This is a genomic window from Naasia sp. SYSU D00948, assembly GCF_017916515.1.
Taxonomy (GTDB): Bacteria; Actinomycetota; Actinomycetes; order Actinomycetales; family Microbacteriaceae; genus Naasia.
Genome location: NZ_JAFMTA010000001.1, coordinates 2,673,412 through 2,691,743, shown reverse-complemented (window position 1 = coordinate 2,691,743; position 18,332 = coordinate 2,673,412). Strand labels below are relative to the sequence as shown.

The window sequence follows — 18,332 nt, the reverse complement described above, 5'->3', positions numbered from 1 at the left end:
GCCTAATCTGGCCCTCCGGCTAGCTCGCGATCTCCTGGTAAGCGGCGAAGAGCAGGGCGTCCTCGGGTCCCTGGAGGACCGTCGGCTTCGCGATGGCGTCGAGCACGATGAACCGCAGCATCGAGCCGCGCGCCTTCTTGTCCCGGCGCATCGTCGCGAGGAGGCTGTTCCACCGGCCGAGCGGGTACTCCATCGGCAGCCCGAGCGAGCCGAGGACCGAGCGGTGCCGGTCGACCGCGGCGTCGCCGAGGCGCCCGGCGAGGCGTGCCAGCTCGGCCGCGTAGACCATCCCGACGGACACCGCCGCTCCGTGCCGCCACTGGTAGCGCTCGGCGTGCTCGATCGCGTGCCCCAGGGTGTGGCCGTAGTTGAGGATCTCGCGCCGGCCGGCCTCCTTGAAGTCCTCGGAGACGACGTCGGCCTTGAGGCCGATCGAGAGCTCGATGACGCGGCGGAACTCCGGCGCGGTCGGATCGGTCACGCGGTCGGCATCGGCCTCGATCAGGTCGAGGATCTCGGGCACGGCGATGAAGCCGCACTTCGCGACCTCGGCGAAGCCCGCGAGGATCTCGTTCCGCGGCAGCCCGTCGAGGTGCTCAAGGTCGGCGACGACGGCCTTCGGGTGGTAGAAGGCGCCGACCAGGTTCTTGCCCTCAGCGGTGTTGATGCCGGTCTTGCCTCCGACGGCGGCGTCCACCATCCCGAGCACGGTCGTGGGGACCTGCACGAGGGCGACGCCGCGAAGCCAGGTCGCGGCGACGAACCCGGCGAGGTCGGTGACCGCTCCGCCGCCGAAGCCGAGCACCGCGTCCGACCGCGTGAAGTCGGCCTGCCCGAGGACCTGCCAGCAGAACGCGGCGACCTCGACCCGCTTCGCGGACTCCCCGTCCGGCACCTCCGCGAGGAGGACCTCGACGCTGCCTGCGAGCTCCTCGCGCAGCGCCTCGGCGCGGACGGCGAGCGTCGGCTGGTGGATGATCAGGAGCTTGCGGACGCCGGGACCGAGGGCGTCGCGGATGGCGCCCGTGAGTCCGCGCCCCACGAGCACGTCGTAGGGATCCGTGCCGCGGACGGGGATGCGGGTCGGCTCGGTCATCGGTCGCCCTCCTCGAGCAGCCACTCCGTCACGTCGGCGGCGACGTCGTCCATCGGCCGGTGGGAGGAGTCGAAGGTGCGGGTCGCCAGCGCCTCGTAGATCGGACGGCGCTGATCGACGAGCGCCTTCCAGGCGGCGACGCCGCCCGCGGCGAGCAGAGGGCGCTTCTCGCCCTCGATGCGCTCGGCCACCCCATCCTCGTCGACCATGATGAGCGCGACCCTGCGCTCCCGCAGGTCCGCCTGCGTGCGGGGATCCAGCACGGCTCCCCCGCCGAGCGACACGATGCCCTCCGTCGTCAGGGCCTCCACCACGGTGTCGCGCTCCAGCGCCCGGAAGTACGGCTCCCCGTGCTCGGCGAAGATGTCCGCGATGGCGCCGTGGCGCGCGACGATCAGCTTGTCGGTGTCCGCGAACGGCAGGCCGAGGCGCCGCGCGACCCGCTTGCCGACCTTGGTCTTGCCCGCTCCCGGCGGCCCGATGATCACGAGCAGGGGGCCGGAGACGTCAGACGCCACGGAGGTCCGCGGTGGGGCTCGTGCGGAGGGCCTCCGGGATCGCGGCGAGGTAGGCGTCCAGGTTCCGCCGGGTCTCCCCCACGGAGTCGCCGCCGAACTTCTCGAGCACCGAGTTCGCGAGCACGAGCGCCACCATCGCCTCGGCGACGACGCCGGCCGCAGGCACGGCGCACACGTCCGATCGCTGGTGGTGGGCGGACGCGGGCTCGCCGGTCGCCACGTCGATGGTGCGGAGCGCGCGCGGGACGGTCGAGATCGGCTTCATCGCGGCGCGGACCCGGAGGACGGTCCCGGTCGTCATGCCGCCCTCGGTGCCGCCGGCACGGTCGGTGACCCGCTGGATGCCGTCCGGGCCGGGCACGAGCTCGTCGTGGGCGGCGGAGCCGCGGCGCGTCGCCGTCGTGAACCCGTCGCCGACCTCCACGCCCTTGATCGCCTGGATGCCCATGATCGCGGCGGCGAGCTGCGCGTCGAGCCGCCGGTCCCAGTGCACGTACGAGCCGAGGCCCGGCGGGAGCCCGTAGGCGAGGACCTCGACGACCCCTCCGAGGGTGTCCCCGTCGCGGCGGGCGGCGTCGACCTCGGCCACCATCAGGGCGGAGGTCGCGGGGTCGAAGCAGCGCAGCGGATCCTCGTCGACCGACGCGAGGTCGGCGGGGCGGGGCAGCGGAGCGCCTTCCGGGACGCGGACCGGGCCGACGGCCAGGGTGTGGCTGATCAGCCGGACGCCGAGCTCCTCGAGGAACGCGCGCGCGACGGCGCCGAGCGCGACCCGGGCCGCCGTCTCGCGGGCGCTCGCGCGCTCGAGCACCGGGCGGGCCTCGTCGAAGTCGTACTTCTGCATGCCGGTGAGGTCGGCGTGGCCCGGGCGGGGACGCGTGAGGGCGGCGCCGCGACCGCGGGACCGCTCCGTGAGCTCGACCGGCTCCGGGTTCATCACCTCGACCCACTTGGGCCACTCGGTGTTGCCGATGCGCAGGGCGACCGGGCTGCCGATGCTGCGGCCGTGGACGACGCCACCGGACAGCGCGAGCTCGTCCTGCTCGAACTTCTGCCGTGATCCGCGTCCGTAGCCCAGCTTGCGGCGGGCGAGGTCGGCGCGGATGCCGTCGAGCGAGACGGGCACCCCGGCGGGGAGCCCCTCGAGGATCGCGACGAGTTCGGGACCGTGCGACTCCCCGGCGGTGAGCCATCGAAGCATGGTTCTCATCCTCCCACGGCGTCGCGCATGGCTTTGAGCACGGCGTCCTCGCCGGGCAGCGGAGCGGCAGGATCCCCGTTGCGGAACACGCGGACCTGGAGGAGGGCCTGGTGCAGCAGCATGTCCAGGCCGTTCACCACGGGTCCTGCCCAGCCCTGCGCGAGCCGGCTCGGCCACGGGTCGTACGCGACGTCGAGGAGCGCCGCGGACGGCGGGAACGGCGGCAGCGCGGGCAGAGGCGCCTCCCCCGGCAGCGTGCTCACGAGGATGTCCGCGACCGGGAGGTCATCGTCGAGCCCGGTCAGGGTGACGTCCACGCCGACCGCGTCGCCGAGCTCGGCCAGCGGGGCCGCCTTCTCCGGGGAGCGCGCCGCGATGGTCGCGCTGCGGACGCCGTGGTCGCGCAGCGCCACGAGCACGGAGGACGCCGTGGCGCCGCCGCCGAGGACCAGGGCGCTCTCGAGCAGGGGCACGCCCCGCTCGGCGAAGGCGGCGCCGATGCCCCCGATGTCGGTGTTGAACCCGTGCCGCCCGTCCTGGAGCAGCACGGTGTTCGCCGCGCCGGTGAGGCGGACGAGGTCGTCCTCCGTGTCGAGCATCGGGAGGACCTCGCGCTTCAGCGGCATCGTCAGCGACAGCCCGAGCCAGCTCCCGTCGAGACCCTCGAGGAACTCCGCGAGCTCGCCCGAGCGCACCTCGCGCCGGTCGTACTCCCAGTCGAGGCCGAGCTCCCGGTACGCGGCACCGTGCAGCGCGGGCGAGCGCGAGTGCCCGATGGGCGAGCCGAGGACCGCCAGCCGGCGGTCAGCCACAGTAGGCGGCGTTGGCGTCGCTCGCGCTGCACCACTCGCGCAGCCGGGAGACGGCCGCCTCGTGCTCGCCGAGCGAGTTCGAGAACACGGTCTCGCCCGTCTCCAGGTTCACGGTGACGAAGTACAGCCAGTCGCCGGGGACCGGATTCATCGCAGCGGCGATGGCGTCCGCTCCCGGGCTTCCGATCGGTCCGACCGGCAGCCCCGGGTTCGCGTACGTGTTGTACGGGTTCGAGGCGTCGGCGCGGTCGGCGTCAGTCGTCCACACCGTCCCCGACTTCCCAGTCCCGTAGTGCACCGTCGCGTCCGACTGGAGCGGCATGCCCTGGTCCAGGCGGTTCTGGAAGACGCGCGCGATCATCGGCATGTCCTGGATGCTGCCCGCCTCGCGCTGCACGATCGACGCGAGCGTGACGACGCGGACCCGGTCCGCCTCGGGCACCCCCAGCCGGTCGAGCTCCTGCCGCATCCGGTCCACCATCTGCTGGAGGGCGTCGTGCGGCGTGACGCCGGGCTGGAACTGGTAGGTCGCGGGGAACAGGAAGCCCTCGAGGCTGAGCGCCCCAGCCGGGAGGCCGAAGGAGGCGACGTCGGCCGCGGCGGCCTGCAGCTGGTCGAGGGGCAGCTGGGTGCCGGCGGCGATCGTCGGCAGGGCGTCGGAGACCCGCTCGCCCTCGACGACGAGCACCTCGTTCTGGAGCTTGTTGGCCGGGTCGAGCAGCGCGATCAGAGCGGCGCGCGCGCTCATCTCCGCCTTCAGCCGGTAGGTGCCCGGCTGGAACACGGGCGGGGACGGCTCGGCGAGCAGCAGGTTGTAGAAGGACTCGAACGTCTTGGTGACCCCGGCCTGCTGCAGGGTCACGGCGACGTCCGAACCGATGTCGCCCTCGCGGATCACGACGTCGACGGTCCCGTTGCCCGAGCCCTCGTAGTCGAGGGTCTCCGGCCCGGCCATCAGCGACTCCAGCCGGCTCGGCCAGTCGGGCATGATCAGGAACGCGGCACCGATCCCTCCGCCGCCGATGAGCAGGACCACGACGAGCGGCGCGACGATCCAGCCGATCCAGCGCCGGCGGCGGCGGGGCGGCTCGCTGGACGGGAAGCCGAAGCTCTCCGTCGAGACGTCGCGGGACCGCGACCGGACCCGCCCGGCGGCGTGCGCAGCCTCGCGCTCCCGGGCCTCGCGCCGGGTGACGACGTCGGCCGCCTCCCGCTCACGGGCGGCTTCCGCGCCCAGCAGGTCGTCCCAGCTGGGCGCCGTCGCGTCGGTGCGGGGCGGAGGAGTATGCGACATCAGAAGCTTTCAGTCCGGCTCGACGATGACGCCGGGAGGGATGCCGCCGGCGCGCTCGGAGTCGAGAGCGTGTTGAAGGATGATAACCGCCGCGGCCTGGTCCACGACGGAGCGCGAGCGGCGGGTGCTCCGGCCGGCCGACCGCAGGGCCGACTGGGCGCTCACCGTGCTGAGCCGCTCGTCGACGAGGCGCACCGGCACGGGCGCCGCCGCCGCGAGGGCCGCCGCGACCTCACGCGCGTCCGTCGTGGACGGTGTGTCACCGCCCGACAGCGAGACCGGCAGGCCGACCACGATCTCGAGAGCGTCCCGCTCGGCGGCCTCGGCGGCGATGCGCTGGACGACGCGCTCGTCCCGCGGGAGCGTCTCGACGGGGAAGGCGAGGGAGCCCGCCGGATCGCTCGCGGCGAGGCCGACGCGGGCGCGTCCGACGTCGACGGCGAGCCGCACCCCGGGGCGCACGCCGCTCACCTCGGCAGCTGCGCCGCGATCGCCTCGAGCGCGGCGGGGATCGCCGCGGCGTCGGACCCGCCGCCCTGGGCGATGTCGTCCTTGCCGCCGCCTCCGCCGCCGAGCACGCCCGCCGCGGCCTTGGCGAGGGCTCCCGCCTTCGCTCCCGCCTCGCGCGCCGCGGGCGTGGTCGCCACGAGCACGGCCGGCTTCCCGCCGACCTCCGCCGCGAGGGCGACGACCGCGGCCTGACCCGAGAGGCGCTCCCGCACGCGGGTGGCGAGCGAGCGCAGGTCGTCGGAGGACGCGAGGGACCCTACGGACTCGAGGACCGCCGTCACGCGGCCGATCGGCCGGGCGGACTCCGCCAGCGCGGGGACGCGGGAGGCGAGGGCCTGCCGCTCGAACTCGGCGATGCGGCGCTCCGCTGCCTTGAGCTGGCTCAGCAGGTCGCCGATGCGCTGCGGCAGCTGGTCCTTCGGCGCCTTGAGCTCGGCGCTCAGCCGGCTCACGATCGCGCGCTCGGCGGCGAACTCGCGGAAGGCGTCGGGCCCCACCAGTGACTCGATGCGCCGGTTGGTGGATCCCACCGACGACTCGCTGACGAGGTTGATCAGCCCCACCTCGGCGCTGGAGGCGACATGCGTGCCCGCGCAGAGCTCCCGCGACCAGGGTCCGCCGATGTCCACCATGCGGACCTGGTCGCCGTACTTCTCGCCGAAGAGCGCCATGGCGCCCATCGCCTTCGCCTCCTCGAGCGGGAGGATGCGGGTCACGACCTCGTAGTCCTGCTGGATGGCGCGATTGGCGATGTCCTCGATCTCCGTGCGGGTCGCGGGCGACAGCGCCTTGTTCCAGTTGAAGTCGAGACGCAGGTAGCCGGCCTTGTTGTAGGAGCCGGACTGGTGCGCGTCGGGGCCGAGGACCTGGCGGAGCGCGGCGTGCACGAGGTGGGTCGCGGAGTGCGCCTGCGTGGCGCCCTTCCTCCACACCGGGTCGACGAGCGTCATGGCGGCGTCGCCCACCCCGACCTCGCCCGAGCTCACGAGGACGCGGTGCGAGATGAGGCCCCTGACCGGGCGCTGCACGTCGAGCACCTCGAGCTCGAAGCCCGCACCGAGGATCGTGCCGGCGTCGGCCTCCTGACCGCCCGACTCCGGGTAGAGCGAGGTCTCCCGGAGGATGACCTCGACGGTCTCCCCCGCCTTCGCCGACGTCACCGACTGGCCGTCGGCGAGGATCCCGAGGACGGTCGTCTCCGTCTGCAGGTAGTCGTAGCCGGTGAAGACCGTCTCGCCGTGCGCGCGGAACGGGCTGTACGCCGACAGGTCGGCGACCGCCTTCTTCTTCGCCTTCGCGTCGGCCTTCGCCCGCGCGCGCTGCTCCGACATGAGCCGGTCGAACGCGTCGCGGTCCACGGACAGGCCCGCCTCGGACGCCATCTCGAGCGTGAGGTCGATCGGGAAGCCGTACGTGTCGTGCAGGAGGAACGCGGTGTCGCCGGGCAGCTGCGAGCTGCCCGACCTGCGCGTGTCGGCCACAGCGACGTCGAGGATCGACGTTCCGCCCGCCAGGGTGCGGAGGAAGGTCTCCTCCTCGCCGTAGGCGGTGCGGGAGATCCGGTCGAAGTCGTGCTGCACCTCGGGGTATGCGTCGCGCATGGCGTCCCGCGAGGCCGGGAGCAGCTCGGGCAGCGTCGGGTCCTCGACGCCCAGGAGGCGCATCGCCCGCACGGTGCGGCGCAGGAGCCTGCGCAGGATGTAGCCGCGGCCCTCGTTGGCGGGCGCGACGCCGTCCGCCATGAGCATGAGGGCGCTGCGCACATGGTCGGCGACGACGCGCATCCGCACGTCGTCCGTGTGGTCGGCGCCGTAGCGGCGGCCGGAGAGGTCCGCGGCGCGGTCGAGGACGGGGCGTACCTGGTCGATCTCGTAGAGGTTGTCGACGCCCTGCTTGAGGAACGCGACGCGCTCGAGGCCCATGCCGGTGTCGATGTTGCGGCGGGGAAGGTCGCCCGCGATGTCGAACTCGGTCTTCCCGCGCACGTCGCTCAGGAGGTACTGCATGAAGACGAGGTTCCAGATCTCGAGGTACCGGTCCTCGTCGGCCTCGGGGCCGCCCTCCGCGCCGTAGGCCGGGCCGCGGTCGAAGTAGATCTCGGAGCAGGGGCCGCCGGGGCCGGGCTGCCCGGTGTGCCAGAAGTTGTCGGCCTTGCCGCGGCGCTGGATGCGGCTCTCCGGGATGCCGGCGATCTCCCGCCACAGCCCCGCCGCCTCGTCGTCGTCGTGGTAGACGGTGACCCACAGGTCCTTCTCGTCGAAGCCGAGGCCGCCCTGCGACTCCGGCCCGGTGAGCAGCTCCCAGGCGAAGCCGATGGCCCCCTCCTTGAAGTAGTCGCCGAAGGAGAAGTTGCCGTTCATCTGGAAGAACGTGCCGTGGCGCGTGGTCTTGCCGACCTCCTCGATGTCGAGGGTGCGGATGCACTTCTGCACGCTGGTCGCCCGGGGATACGGGGCGGGCACGAGTCCCGTGAGGTACGGGATGAAGGGCACCATCCCCGCGACGGTGAAGAGGAGGGTCGGGTCGTCGCTCACGAGGGAGGCGGACGGCACCACGGTGTGCCCGCGCTCGCCGAAGAACTCGAGCCAGCGCCGGCGGATCTCGGCAGTCTGCATGGAACCTTTTTTGTGGAGGTGGGCGCGACGGGGCGGAGCCGCTCGTCGCGGGGAACTAGTTGCGGAAGTCGTCCGCGGCGTCGCGAGGCGTGCCGATCGCGGCGCGCAGCTCTGCCTGGCGCGCCCGGTAGCTGTCGGCGACCGTCTTCCCGAACTCCCGCGCCCGAGCCTCGAGGCTGCCCAGCCCCTCCTGGCTCTGGCTCTGCGAGGACTTGCCGAGACGCTGTGCTGCGACGACTCCGATCGCAACGCCCACGAGCAGCCACAGTGCCTTCTTCATGAGGATCCCTTCGGGACGGTGGTTGCGGGGAGCGGCTCAGTCTACTTCGTGCGGGACTTGCCGGACTTCGCCGCCCGCTCCGCCCCACGGAGGCCCGCGATGCCGGCGCGGACCGCGGCGCTGAAGCCGGCGATCTTGATGAGCGGGCCGCCGACGGAGGCGGCGAACAGCGCGACCAGCGCCGACGCGTTGCCGGAGATCTCGGCGACGTTGCCGGTGATCGTGTCGACGCGGGCGAGCTGCTTGTTGGCCTCGCGGATCGTCGTCGTCGTCTCGTTGAGGATCGGCGTGACGCCGTCCGTCGCCTCGCGGATGGCGATCGTGGTCTGGTCGAACACCTTGCCCAGCTTGAGCAGCGGGACCGCGATGAGGGCCACGAGGATCGCGAAGACGCCCGCCGCGATCAGTCCGGCGATGTCGCCACCGTCCATCGGCCTATTCCTTCCCGAGAATGCGAGGAGCGGACCGCCCCGAGGGGACGGTCCGCTCCAACAGTAGCGACGTTGCGAAGGTCAGCGTGCGGCGTAGTACTCGACGACGAGCTGGACCTCGGCGGTCACCGGGACCTCGGCGCGCTTCGGGCGACGCACGAGGCGGGCCTGCAGGCGCTCGAGGTCGACGTCGAGGTAGGCGGGGACCTTCGGGAGCACCGAGGCGTGACCGCCGGCCGCGGCGACCTGGAAGGGCTCGGTCCCCTCGCTGCGCGCCTTGACGTGGATGAGCTGACCCGGCTTCACGCGGAAGGACGGGCGGTCCACGATCTCGCCGTCGACGAGGATGTGGCGGTGCACGACCAGCTGGCGGGCCTGGGCGGTGGTGCGGGCGAAGCCGGCGCGCAGCACGAGCGCGTCGAGGCGGAGCTCGAGCAGCTCGACCAGGTTCTCACCGGTCAGGCCGGCGGTGCGGCGGGCCTCGTTGAAGACGCGGCGCAGCTGCGCCTCGCGGATGCCGTACTGGGCGCGCAGACGCTGCTTCTCACGGAGCCGGACGGCGTAGTCGGAGTCGGTCTTGCGCTTGGTGCGCCCGTGCTCGCCCGGGGCGTAGGGGCGCTTCTCGAGGTAGCGGGCGGCCTTCGGGGTGAGGGCGATGCCCAGAGCCCGGGAGAGCCGGGTCTTGCTGCGGGTGCGTGACTTGGTGGACACGGAAGCCTTTCGGAAGGAGTCTGCAGACGTTGTGCTGCCGGACGCGTCGCGCGTCCGGCGAAGTTGTTCGCCGAGCACGAGTGCTCGACCACGAAGAAGGTGTCGCCGCGGAACCGGCCGGCTACAGGCATCGGCTCCTTCACCGGTCCGTCGCGCAGCCGCTCGCTCGGGACCCGTTTCAGGCCGTCGAATACTCTAGCACCCGGCCGGGCGCGTCGCGAGGCCTCAGCCGCCCCGGACGATGCGCCGCAGCCGCTCCAGGCGGGCGGCGACCTCGCGCTCGTAGCCGTTGCCGGTCGGCTGGTAGTAGTCGACGCCGCGGAGCTCGTCCGGCGGGTACTGCTGCTCGACGACGCCGTGCTCCCCGTCGTGCGCGTATCGGTACCCCTTGCCGTGGCCGAGCCGCCGCGCCCCGGGGTAGTGCGCGTCGCGCAGGTGCTTCGGCACGCGGCCGATCCGCCCGGCCCGCACGTCGGCGATGGCCTTGTCGATCGCGAGGTACGACGCGTTCGACTTCGGCGCCGTCGCCAGGTACGTGACCGCCTCCGCGAGCGGGATCCGCCCCTCGGGCATGCCCAGGAACTGCACGGCGTCCGCCGCGGCGACCGCGATGGTGAGCGCCTGCGGATCCGCCATGCCGATGTCCTCGGCGGCGGACACGATGATCCGACGGGCGATGAAGCGCGGGTCCTCCCCCGCCTCGATCATCCGGGCGAGGTAGTGGATCGCGGCATCGACGTCGGATCCCCTCACCGACTTGATGAAGGCGCTGATGACGTCGTAGTGCTCGTCGCCCTGCCGGTCGTAGCGCAGCAGCGCGCGGTCGACGGCCTGGGCGACGAGGTCCGGCGTGATGAAGGGTTTCTCCCCGTCCTCGAGGGCGTCGGGCTCGCCCGCCGCGGCGGACGCCGCGGCGACCGCCGACGCCTCGAGCGCGGTGAGCGCCCGGCGCGCGTCGCCGGAGGCCAGCCGGATGATCGCCGCGCGCGCCTCCGGATCCAGCTCGACACGACCGGCGAGCCCGCGCTCGTCCGCGACCGCGCGGTCGACGAGGGTCCCGAGGTCGTCGTCGGTCAGGGTCTCGAGGGTGAGGAGGAGGGACCGGGACAGCAGCGGCGAGATGACGGAGAAGGACGGGTTCTCGGTGGTCGCAGCCACGAGGATGACCCAGCCGTTCTCGACGCCCGGCAGCAGAGCGTCCTGCTGGGCCTTGGTGAAGCGGTGGATCTCGTCGAGGAACAGCACCGTGGAGAGCCCGTAGAGGTCCCGCTGCGAGAGGGCCTCGTCCATGACCTGCCGCACGTCCTTGACTCCGGCGGTCACCGCGGACAGCTCGACGAACCGGCGCCCTGAGCTGAGCGCGATCACCTGGGCGAGCGTGGTCTTGCCCGTCCCCGGCGGGCCCCAGAGGATGACCGACACGTTGCCCCGCTCCCCCGTGCGGTCGCTGGCGAGCGCGACCAGCGGGGACCCCGGGCGCAGGAGGTGACGCTGTCCGGCGACCTCGTCGATGGTCCGCGGGCGCATCCGGACCGCCAGCGGGGTCGAGCCGGTGCGCAGGCCGGGCTGGCTGTTCACGCTGACATGGTAGGCGGCGGGGCCGACAGAGCCGGGCGGAGGGCCGCCCCTATGCTGGATCGGCACGACGGGCGGGAGGGATTTCCGGTGGCAAGACGCGGCACACGCGACGAGCGGGAGGCGCGGCAGCGGCTGCGCGACTACACGGCGCGGCAGACGCTCCACGAGGAGCGGATCCGCCGCCGGCGCCGGGACAACATCCTCGCCTCGGTCGCCGCGCTCGTCGTCATCGGACTCGCCGTCGGCGCACAGCTGCTCTACTTCACTGCCGGGCCCGGAGTCGCGACGCCGACCCCGACTCCGAGCGCCTCGCCGTCGGCCACCGCCCCCGAGGGCTCGAACACCGGCGCCGTGCCGGATCCCGCGCTCGCCGAGGACCGCACCTGGACCGGAACGCTCACCCTCAACGACGTGCCGCTCGGCATCACCCTCGACGGCGCCGCCGCGGCGCAGGGCGTCGCCGCGTTCGTGAGCCTCACCCAGAGCGGGTTCTACCCGGGCAAGACGTGCCACCGGCTCACCAACGGCGGTTTCTTCGTGCTGCAGTGCGGCTCGGCGAACGGCGACGGCACGGGCGACCCCGGATTCGCCTTCGGTCCGATCGAGAACGCTCCCGCCGACAACGTCTACCCCGCCGGCACCATCGCCCTCGCCCGGCAGTCGGGCAACGCGTACAGCAACAGCAGCCAGTTCTTCCTCGTCTACGAGGACACGACGATCCCCGCCGACGAGGCGGGCGGCTACACGGTCCTCGGTCAGGTCACGAGCGGCCTCGACCAGCTCAAGGCCGCCGTCACCGACGCGGGCACCGCGGACGGCAGCCCCGATGGGCCGCCTGCCGTGCCGACGACGATCACCTCGGTGACCGTCCAGTAGAGGTTCCCGCCCGCCGGCTGCGCCCGCCGACCGGACTGGATCACAGTCCGGCTGTGCCCACCGACCGGACTGCATCACAGTCCGCCTGTGCCCGCCGACCGGACTGCATCACAGTCCGGCTGTGCCCCCCGACCGGACTGCATCACAGTCCGGTAAAGCGAAAGTCCGAGCGAGCGGGGTGCAATAGGCTGATCGCGCGCCGGGGCTGCCTTCGGCGTGCAGCGACTTCGAGGGAATTCCCGTGACCAGCACCGATCCCGCCCTCTGGGGGCGCGTCGACGACGAGGGCAACGTCTACGTCCGGCAGGGCGACGAGGAGCGGCTCGTCGGTCAGTACCCGGGGGCGACGCCTGAGGAGGCCCTCGCCTACTACGGCCGCAAGTACGCGGACCTCGCCGGCCAGGTCGGACTGCTCGAGCAGCGGTCCCGTCGCGGGGCGCCCGCCGCGGACATCGCGAAGGCCGTGCGAAAGCTCGAGAACGCGGTCCGCACGGCGAACGCGGTCGGCGACCTGCAGAACCTGCTCGACCGCCTCGGCCAGCTGAGCGGCAACGTCGCGGAGCTGACCGAGAAGCAGAGCGCCGAGGCGAAGGCCGAGCTGGATCGCGCGGTCGCGGATCGTGAGGCGATCGTCGCGGAGGCCGAGACGATCGCGGCCGGCGACCCCGCCAGCACGCAGTGGAAGCAGGCCACCGCCCGCCTGGACGAGCTGTTCGCCGCCTGGCAGCACCAGCAGCAGGAGGGGCCGAGGCTCCCCAAGAACGTCGCCGACGACCTCTGGAAGCGATTCAGGGCCGCGCGCAGCACCGTCGAGCACCACCGCCGCGCCTACTTCGCCGAGCTCGACGCCGCCCAGCGCGACGTGCGCCGCCGCAAGCAGGAGCTCGTCGACCGGGCCGAGGCGCTCGCGTCGAAGGGCTCGCAGGGCATCCCGGAGTACCGGGACCTGCTCGAGGAGTGGAAGCGGGCCGGCCGCGCCGGGAAGAAGCAGGACGACACGCTCTGGGCCCGGTTCAAGGCGGCCGGCGACGTGCTGTACGCGGCGAAGGCCGAGGTGGACGCCCGCGAGAACGAGGAGTTCTCCGCGAACTACGAGCAGAAGGTCGCCCTGCTCGACGAGGCCGAGCCGCTCCTCAAGGAGACGGACGCCCGCACGGCTCGCACGAAGCTGACGGACATCCAGCGCCGCTGGGACGCCATCGGCAAGGTGCCGCGCGACCAGGTCAAGCCGCTCAGCGACCGGCTCCGGCGGGTCGAGAACGCGGTGAAGTCCCTCGAGGACGAGCACTGGCGCCGGACGAACCCCGAGACGAAGGCACGCTCGGAGGGGCTGGCCGCCCAGCTGAACTCGGCGATCGAGAAGCTCGAGGCCGAGCTCGAGGCGGCCCGCGTCGCCGGGGACGCGAGGAAGATCAAGGAGGCCGAGGACGCCCTCGCGGCCCGGCGGATCTGGCTGGACGCCCTCGGCAGCTGACGACCGGGGCCCCCTGCACGCGCCCTGCCGTGCACGGTTCTCCCCAGGTCGAGGAAGCACCGGACTGCGCCCCTCCGGGTGCGGCACCCTCTCCGCATGCGTCTGCCCGACCTCCTCGGTCCGATCGAACTGCCCGCCGCCGAGCTGGAGGCCCTGCGCCTCGACGGGACGCTGTACTGTCTCGCGGGCGTGTGGCGTCCGTCGGACCTTCCGGAGACGGGCGAGGCGCGGGCCGCGGCGGTCGCTCTGACACTGCGTGACCGCCTGGTGGCGGACCGGCTCACAGCCGCATGGGTGCTGGGCGCCGCGGAACGCGTCCCGTCGCCCCTGCAGTGCTGTGTGCCGATCGAGGATCGGGGCGCGGCCGGGACGCCGCAACTCGACATCCGCGAGGTCCGGCTGGCGGACGGCGACGTGCTGCGGATCGGGGACCTGCGGCTCACGAGTCCGCTGCGAACGGCGGTCGATCTGCTCGGAGGCGAGGCCTGGGGTGAGGGCGTATCGGGCGTGGTGGCTCGGCTGCTGCGGACGGAGTCCCGGAACCGGCTCGGCCGCATGCTCGAGGAGCGCCGCTTCAGCACCCATCGGGCGAGAAGGGTGCGCCGGCTGACCCGGATGGCGGACGACCCGGCATCGCCTGGGGACGGGAACTGAGCCGCGACGCTGAATGCCCAGCGGGAGCGGACCAACTGCGACCGTCAGAACGGCGGCGGATCGTCCGCCCACTCGGTCTGCACCCGCAGGCTCATGCCCGCCGCTGGATGTCGGGCAGGCGTTTGCGCCGGGCGTTCCCCGCGATGCGTCAGGACCATCCGCGGCTCTGTCCGGTACTCGAACCCGTCCGGATCGTTCCGGATCAGAACCCCTGGCCGGTCGGGATCGTGGCGGACCGACCATCCGCCCCGGTGTTTCACCCGGTGATGGCCGCGACACAGGTACGCGAGGTTGCGGTCCTCCGTCTCGCCTCCGTCCTCCCACGGGACGGTGTGGTCGATGTCGCAGAGCTTGGCGGGACGGCTGCAGCCCACGAACCGGCAGGTGCCGTCCCGCTGCTTCAGGAATCTCCGCAGCTCCGGCGGCACCTCGTACCTCTCGCGCCCGAACTGGACGACGGCGCCGGTGCCGGGGTCCGTGAGGATGCGGTAGAAGCCCGAGGCGGCACCGCACAGCCGTCTCGCCGTCTCCGGGTCGATGGGTCCGTATCCGTCGAGATCCGACGGCAGGTCCTGCGAGCCGGAGAGAGCGAGGGCGGGAGCGGTCACGTGAACGGTGGGGACGACGCCGCGCGGACGCGCCGTCTGCTCCCGCAGCTCGCTCCCGCTCTCGGCGGGCGGCAGGAGGGCCGCTCCGTCGAGGACGAGGTCGCGGACGACGTCGGCGCGCAGCTGCGGCAGGGTGCGGGTCTCCCCCGGCTCGGCCTGCAGCCTGCGCGCCGTCTCGTCGGCGAAGTTGAAGCCCGCCACAGCGTCCTCCGCGGGGAGGTGGAGGTGGAGCCAGGCCATGCCGTCGCGGCCGGGCTCGAGCACCAGATCGCGCTCGTCCTTCGCCGTCCGCGCCCGCTCGGCGAGCTTCTCGGGCTCGAGCAGGGCGCTCAGCATCCGGACCTTCTGCTCGAACTTCGCGGGGGTCATCGCGGCGGCGTGCGGCAGGGCACGCCGTTCCAGCAGGGTGCGCTGCTCAGGGTCGAGGTCGGCGGCCGCGAGAGCCAGGATGCGCGCGTGCCGCTCGCTGAACCGCCCCTCCTCGAGCGCCCGCAGAGTGGCGGGAAGCTCGTGCACGAGAGCTCGCGCGGTCCACAGCATCGTCTCCGCTGTCGCCTCGCGCACTCCGAGCGCGGAGGCGACCTGGGCGCGCAGCGACCGGAACGCGATCGCGTGTGGGCCGAGCGCCATCGAGGCGCCCCGCGTGCGCTCCCAGAGGAGCCGGAGCTCGTCGACCGTCCGCAGCCGCCGGGCCGCCTGCGCGGCCTGCCGGGCCCGATCCGCCTGCAGGCTCTCGACGAGGCGCCGGGACTCCTCGAGGTCGGCGCTCCCGCCGCTGAGCGGCGAGCCCAGCCCGTACTCGTCGCACACGCGCGCGATGTGCGCGTCCACGTCGTACAGGTCCTCGCTCATCCGGGTGCGGCCTCCCCTCTCGGGTCTGGCTGCACAGTAGCGGGACCCTCCGACACGCCCCCGGGGTCAGCCCACGACGGGCATCCGCGTCAGCACGGCGATCTCGTACCCCTCACCGCCGTTCACGAGCTGGTACATGAACCGCTCCCTGGGCTCGTCGTGCCAGCTCCAGGTGACGTCGGCCCACACGCTGCTCGGTGTCGCCGCGGCGATCGCGATGTACCGGTCGAGCTCGTTCACGCCCGCGTACTGCCCGAAGGCGGACTCGAAGAACGCCTGCGTCTGCGCGCGCTCCGTCACCACAATGGACTGCCCGGGGAACAGGATGAGCCCGGGGACCGCGTACATCCGGGCGAGAGCGCCGGCGTCGCGGGCGAGCAGAGCCATCCCGTAGCGGGCGAAGAACCGATCGACCTTCTCCGTCGTGCCGCTCATGGCACACAGGATAGGAACCGGACGCGCTCTCGTCATGAGCCGAAGGCCCCGAGCCTGCGCCCCCTCAGCGGAACCGGATCAGCCCGCGGAGACGCGATACACGTCGTACACGGCGTCGATGCGCCGCACGGCGTTGAGCACCCGGTCGAGGTGCGTCGTGTCCCCCATCTCGAAGACGAAGCGGCTAAGAGCCAGGCGGTCGCTCGACGTGGACACCGTCGCCGAGAGGATGTTCACGTGGTGCTCCGACAGCACGCGCGTGACGTCCGACAGGAGCCCCGACCGGTCGAGCGCCTCGACCTGGATCTGCACGAGGAAGACGCTCTTCGAGGACGGCGCCCACTCGACGTCGACGATGCGCTCCGGCTGCCGGGTGAGAGAGCTCACGTTGTTGCAGTCCGTGCGGTGCACGGAGACGCCGGACCCGCGGGTGATGAACCCGACGATCTGATCTCCCGGGACCGGGGTGCAGCACTTCGCGAGCTTCACCAGGATGTCCGGGGCGCCGCGCACGAGGACACCGGAGTCGCTCCCCCGGGTCCGCTGCGTGCGGCGCGACGGGAAGGCGATCTCCTCCTCTTCCTCGGTCTCCTGGGCGCCCTGCACCTGGGCGAGCACCTTCTCGATGACCGACTGCGTGGAGACGTGTCCCTCGCCGAGCGCCGCGTACAGCGACGACACGTCGTCGTAGCGCATCTGCGCCGCGACCTCGACGAGCACGTCCTGGTTCATGAGGCGCTGCAGCGGCAGGTTCTGCTTGCGCATGGCGCGGCTGATCGCGTCCTTGCCCTGCTCGATGGCCTCGTCGCGCCGCTCCTTCGTGAACCACTGGCGGATCTTGTTCCGCGCGCGCGGGCTCTTGACGAAGGTCAGCCAGTCCTGGCTCGGCCCCGAGTCGGGGTTCTTCGATGTGAACACCTCGACCACGTCGCCGCTCTCGAGCACGCTGTCCAGCGGCACGAGGCGGCCGTTCACCTTGGCGCCCATCGTGCGGTGCCCGACGTCCGTGTGCACGGCGTACGCGAAGTCCACCGGCGTGGCGCCCGCGGGCAGTCCGATGACCTTCCCCTTCGGGGTGAAGACGTAGACCTCCTTCGCCCCGATCTCGAAGCGCAGGGAGTCCAGGAACTCGCCCGGATCGGCCGTCTCGGCCTGCCAGTCGGTGATGTGCGCGAGCCACGCCATGTCGGCGTCGGCGGCGGAGACCCGGTCGGAGGCGCGTCCTCCGTTCACCTGCTCCTTGTACTTCCAGTGCGCGGCGACACCGAACTCCGCCCGCTGGTGCATCTCGTGCGTGCGGATCTGGATCTCGATCGGTCGCCCGCCGGGACCCAGGACCGTGGTGTGCAGCGACTGGTACAGGTTGAACTTCGGAGTGGCGATGTAGTCCTTGAACCGGCCGGGGACGGGCGTCCAGCGCGCGTGGATCGCGCCCAGGACGGCGTAGCAGTCCCGCAGCGAGTCGACGAGGACGCGGATGCCGACGAGGTCGTAGATCTCCTCGAACTCGCGTCCGCGGACGACCATCTTCTGGTAGATCGAGTAGTACTGCTTCGGCCGGCCGACGACCTTCGCCCGGATCCTCGCGGCGCGCAGATCCTCCTGGACGGTGTCGATGATGTCCTGCACGAAGCCCTCGCGCTGCGGAGTCCGCTGGCGGACGAGGCTCTCGATCTCCGCGTACAGCTTCGGATAGAGCACCGCGAAGGACAGGTCCTCGAGCTCGAGCTTGATGGTCTGGATGCCCAGGCGGTGCGCGAGCGGGGCGTAGATCTCGAGGGTCTCCTTGGCCTTGCGCGTGGCGCGCTCGGCGGAGACGAAGCCCCAGGTGCGGGCGTTGTGCAGCCGGTCGGCGAGCTTGATCACGAGCACCCGGATGTCCTTGGACATCGCGACGACCATCTTGCGGACGGTCTCGGCCTGCGCGCTGTCGCCGTACTTCAGCTTGTCGAGCTTGGTGAGCCCGTCGACGAGCATCGCGACCTCGTCGCCGAAGTCGTGGCGCACCTTGTCGACGGTGTACTCGGTGTCCTCCACCGTGTCGTGGAGCAGGCCGGCGACGATCGTCTTCGGCCCCATCCCGAGGTCGGCGAGGATCTGCGCGACCGCGACCGGGTGGGTGATGTAGGGCTCCCCGCTGTCCCGCTTCTGGCCCTGATGGGCACGTTCCGCGGCGGCGTATGCGCGCTCGATCTCGGACAGATCGGCCCGCGGATGGTGGGTGCGGACGGTGCGGAGCAGCGTCTCGAGCGCGCCCGTCGGCTGCGCCCGCGAGAAGATGCGCGGCACGAGCCGCCGCAGCGACGTGGAGGTAGTGGTCGGCGATGTCTCCGTCATGCCCTCACCTCCGAAGGCCTCAACGCTAGCACCGGCCCTCCGTCTTCCCG

Annotated in this window: 17 protein-coding genes; 3 read left to right on the top strand and 14 right to left on the bottom strand. The window is 72.3% G+C overall.

All coding sequences use genetic code 11. The annotated features are described in order from the left end of the window. Positions 1-19 precede the first annotated feature (19 nt). The 11 genes from aroB to J3P30_RS12550 form a co-directional block, all read right to left on the bottom strand. Positions 20-1,096 carry a 3-dehydroquinate synthase gene (gene aroB / locus J3P30_RS12600; RefSeq protein ID WP_210481360.1) on the bottom strand — a complete coding sequence of 359 codons (1,077 nt, stop codon included), beginning with the start codon at positions 1,094-1,096 and terminating at the stop codon, positions 20-22. Beyond that, positions 1,093-1,614: a shikimate kinase gene (locus J3P30_RS12595; protein ID WP_210481359.1), complete on the bottom strand. Its 522-nt coding sequence runs from the start codon at positions 1,612-1,614 to the stop codon at positions 1,093-1,095. The genes aroB and J3P30_RS12595 overlap by 4 nt, the downstream gene beginning before the upstream one ends. After that, entirely contained in the window at positions 1,604-2,815 is a 1,212-nt protein-coding gene (gene aroC, locus J3P30_RS12590; protein WP_210481358.1) for a chorismate synthase, read from the bottom strand. The genes J3P30_RS12595 and aroC overlap by 11 nt, the downstream gene beginning before the upstream one ends. Positions 2,816-2,820: 5 nt before the next feature. Further along, on the bottom strand, positions 2,821-3,627 hold the full coding sequence (locus J3P30_RS12585) for a shikimate dehydrogenase (protein WP_210481357.1): 807 nt from the start codon (positions 3,625-3,627) through the stop codon (positions 2,821-2,823). Next, a complete protein-coding gene (gene mltG, locus J3P30_RS12580) occupies positions 3,620-4,921 on the bottom strand; it encodes an endolytic transglycosylase MltG (RefSeq protein WP_246852770.1) in 1,302 nt (433 codons plus the stop codon). The genes J3P30_RS12585 and mltG overlap by 8 nt, the downstream gene beginning before the upstream one ends. A 9-nt stretch (positions 4,922-4,930) precedes the next feature. Continuing rightward, positions 4,931-5,392 (bottom strand): Holliday junction resolvase RuvX, encoded by a 462-nt coding sequence (gene ruvX, locus J3P30_RS12575; RefSeq protein ID WP_210481356.1) that lies wholly within the window; start codon positions 5,390-5,392, stop codon positions 4,931-4,933. Continuing rightward, positions 5,389-8,046 carry an alanine--tRNA ligase gene (gene alaS, locus J3P30_RS12570; protein WP_210481355.1) on the bottom strand — a complete coding sequence of 886 codons (2,658 nt, stop codon included), beginning with the start codon at positions 8,044-8,046 and terminating at the stop codon, positions 5,389-5,391. Before alaS ends, ruvX begins: the two co-directional genes overlap by 4 nt. 55 nt (positions 8,047-8,101) lie before the next feature. Beyond that, entirely contained in the window at positions 8,102-8,326 is a 225-nt protein-coding gene (locus J3P30_RS12565) for a hypothetical protein (protein WP_210481354.1), read from the bottom strand. A gap of 41 nt (positions 8,327-8,367) precedes the next feature. After that, positions 8,368-8,757: a DUF948 domain-containing protein gene (locus J3P30_RS12560; RefSeq protein WP_210481353.1), complete on the bottom strand. Its 390-nt coding sequence runs from the start codon at positions 8,755-8,757 to the stop codon at positions 8,368-8,370. A gap of 81 nt (positions 8,758-8,838) precedes the next feature. Then, positions 8,839-9,468, bottom strand: coding sequence for a 30S ribosomal protein S4 (rpsD, locus tag J3P30_RS12555; RefSeq protein ID WP_210481352.1), 630 nt, complete (start codon positions 9,466-9,468; stop codon positions 8,839-8,841). A 225-nt stretch (positions 9,469-9,693) separates the two neighbouring features. Beyond that, positions 9,694-10,995 carry a replication-associated recombination protein A gene (locus J3P30_RS12550; RefSeq protein ID WP_210481996.1) on the bottom strand — a complete coding sequence of 434 codons (1,302 nt, stop codon included), beginning with the start codon at positions 10,993-10,995 and terminating at the stop codon, positions 9,694-9,696. A gap of 138 nt (positions 10,996-11,133) precedes the next feature. Between J3P30_RS12550 and J3P30_RS12545 the strand changes: the two genes are divergently transcribed. The 3 genes from J3P30_RS12545 (at position 11,134) to J3P30_RS12535 (ending at position 14,050) form a co-directional block, all read left to right on the top strand. Next, complete coding sequence (locus J3P30_RS12545; protein ID WP_307807497.1) at positions 11,134-11,922, top strand: peptidylprolyl isomerase; 789 nt, start codon at positions 11,134-11,136, stop codon at positions 11,920-11,922. A gap of 241 nt (positions 11,923-12,163) precedes the next feature. Further along, on the top strand, positions 12,164-13,396 hold the full coding sequence (locus J3P30_RS12540; protein ID WP_210481350.1) for a DUF349 domain-containing protein: 1,233 nt from the start codon (positions 12,164-12,166) through the stop codon (positions 13,394-13,396). Positions 13,397-13,492: 96 nt separating this feature from the next. Continuing rightward, positions 13,493-14,050, top strand: coding sequence for a type IV toxin-antitoxin system AbiEi family antitoxin (locus J3P30_RS12535; protein ID WP_210481349.1), 558 nt, complete (start codon positions 13,493-13,495; stop codon positions 14,048-14,050). 44 nt (positions 14,051-14,094) lie between these two features. On the opposite strand, the gene J3P30_RS12530 is transcribed toward J3P30_RS12535, so the two are convergent. The 3 genes from J3P30_RS12530 to J3P30_RS12520 all read right to left on the bottom strand — a co-directional run bounded on the left by J3P30_RS12530 (position 14,095) and on the right by J3P30_RS12520 (position 18,282). After that, positions 14,095-15,510, bottom strand: coding sequence for an HNH endonuclease signature motif containing protein (locus J3P30_RS12530; RefSeq protein WP_210481348.1), 1,416 nt, complete (start codon positions 15,508-15,510; stop codon positions 14,095-14,097). Between the two features lie 66 nt (positions 15,511-15,576). Continuing rightward, positions 15,577-15,945: a hypothetical protein gene (locus J3P30_RS12525; protein ID WP_210481347.1), complete on the bottom strand. Its 369-nt coding sequence runs from the start codon at positions 15,943-15,945 to the stop codon at positions 15,577-15,579. Positions 15,946-16,023: 78 nt separating this feature from the next. After that, positions 16,024-18,282, bottom strand: coding sequence for a bifunctional (p)ppGpp synthetase/guanosine-3',5'-bis(diphosphate) 3'-pyrophosphohydrolase (locus tag J3P30_RS12520; RefSeq protein ID WP_210481346.1), 2,259 nt, complete (start codon positions 18,280-18,282; stop codon positions 16,024-16,026). Positions 18,283-18,332: the final 50 nt, after the last annotated feature.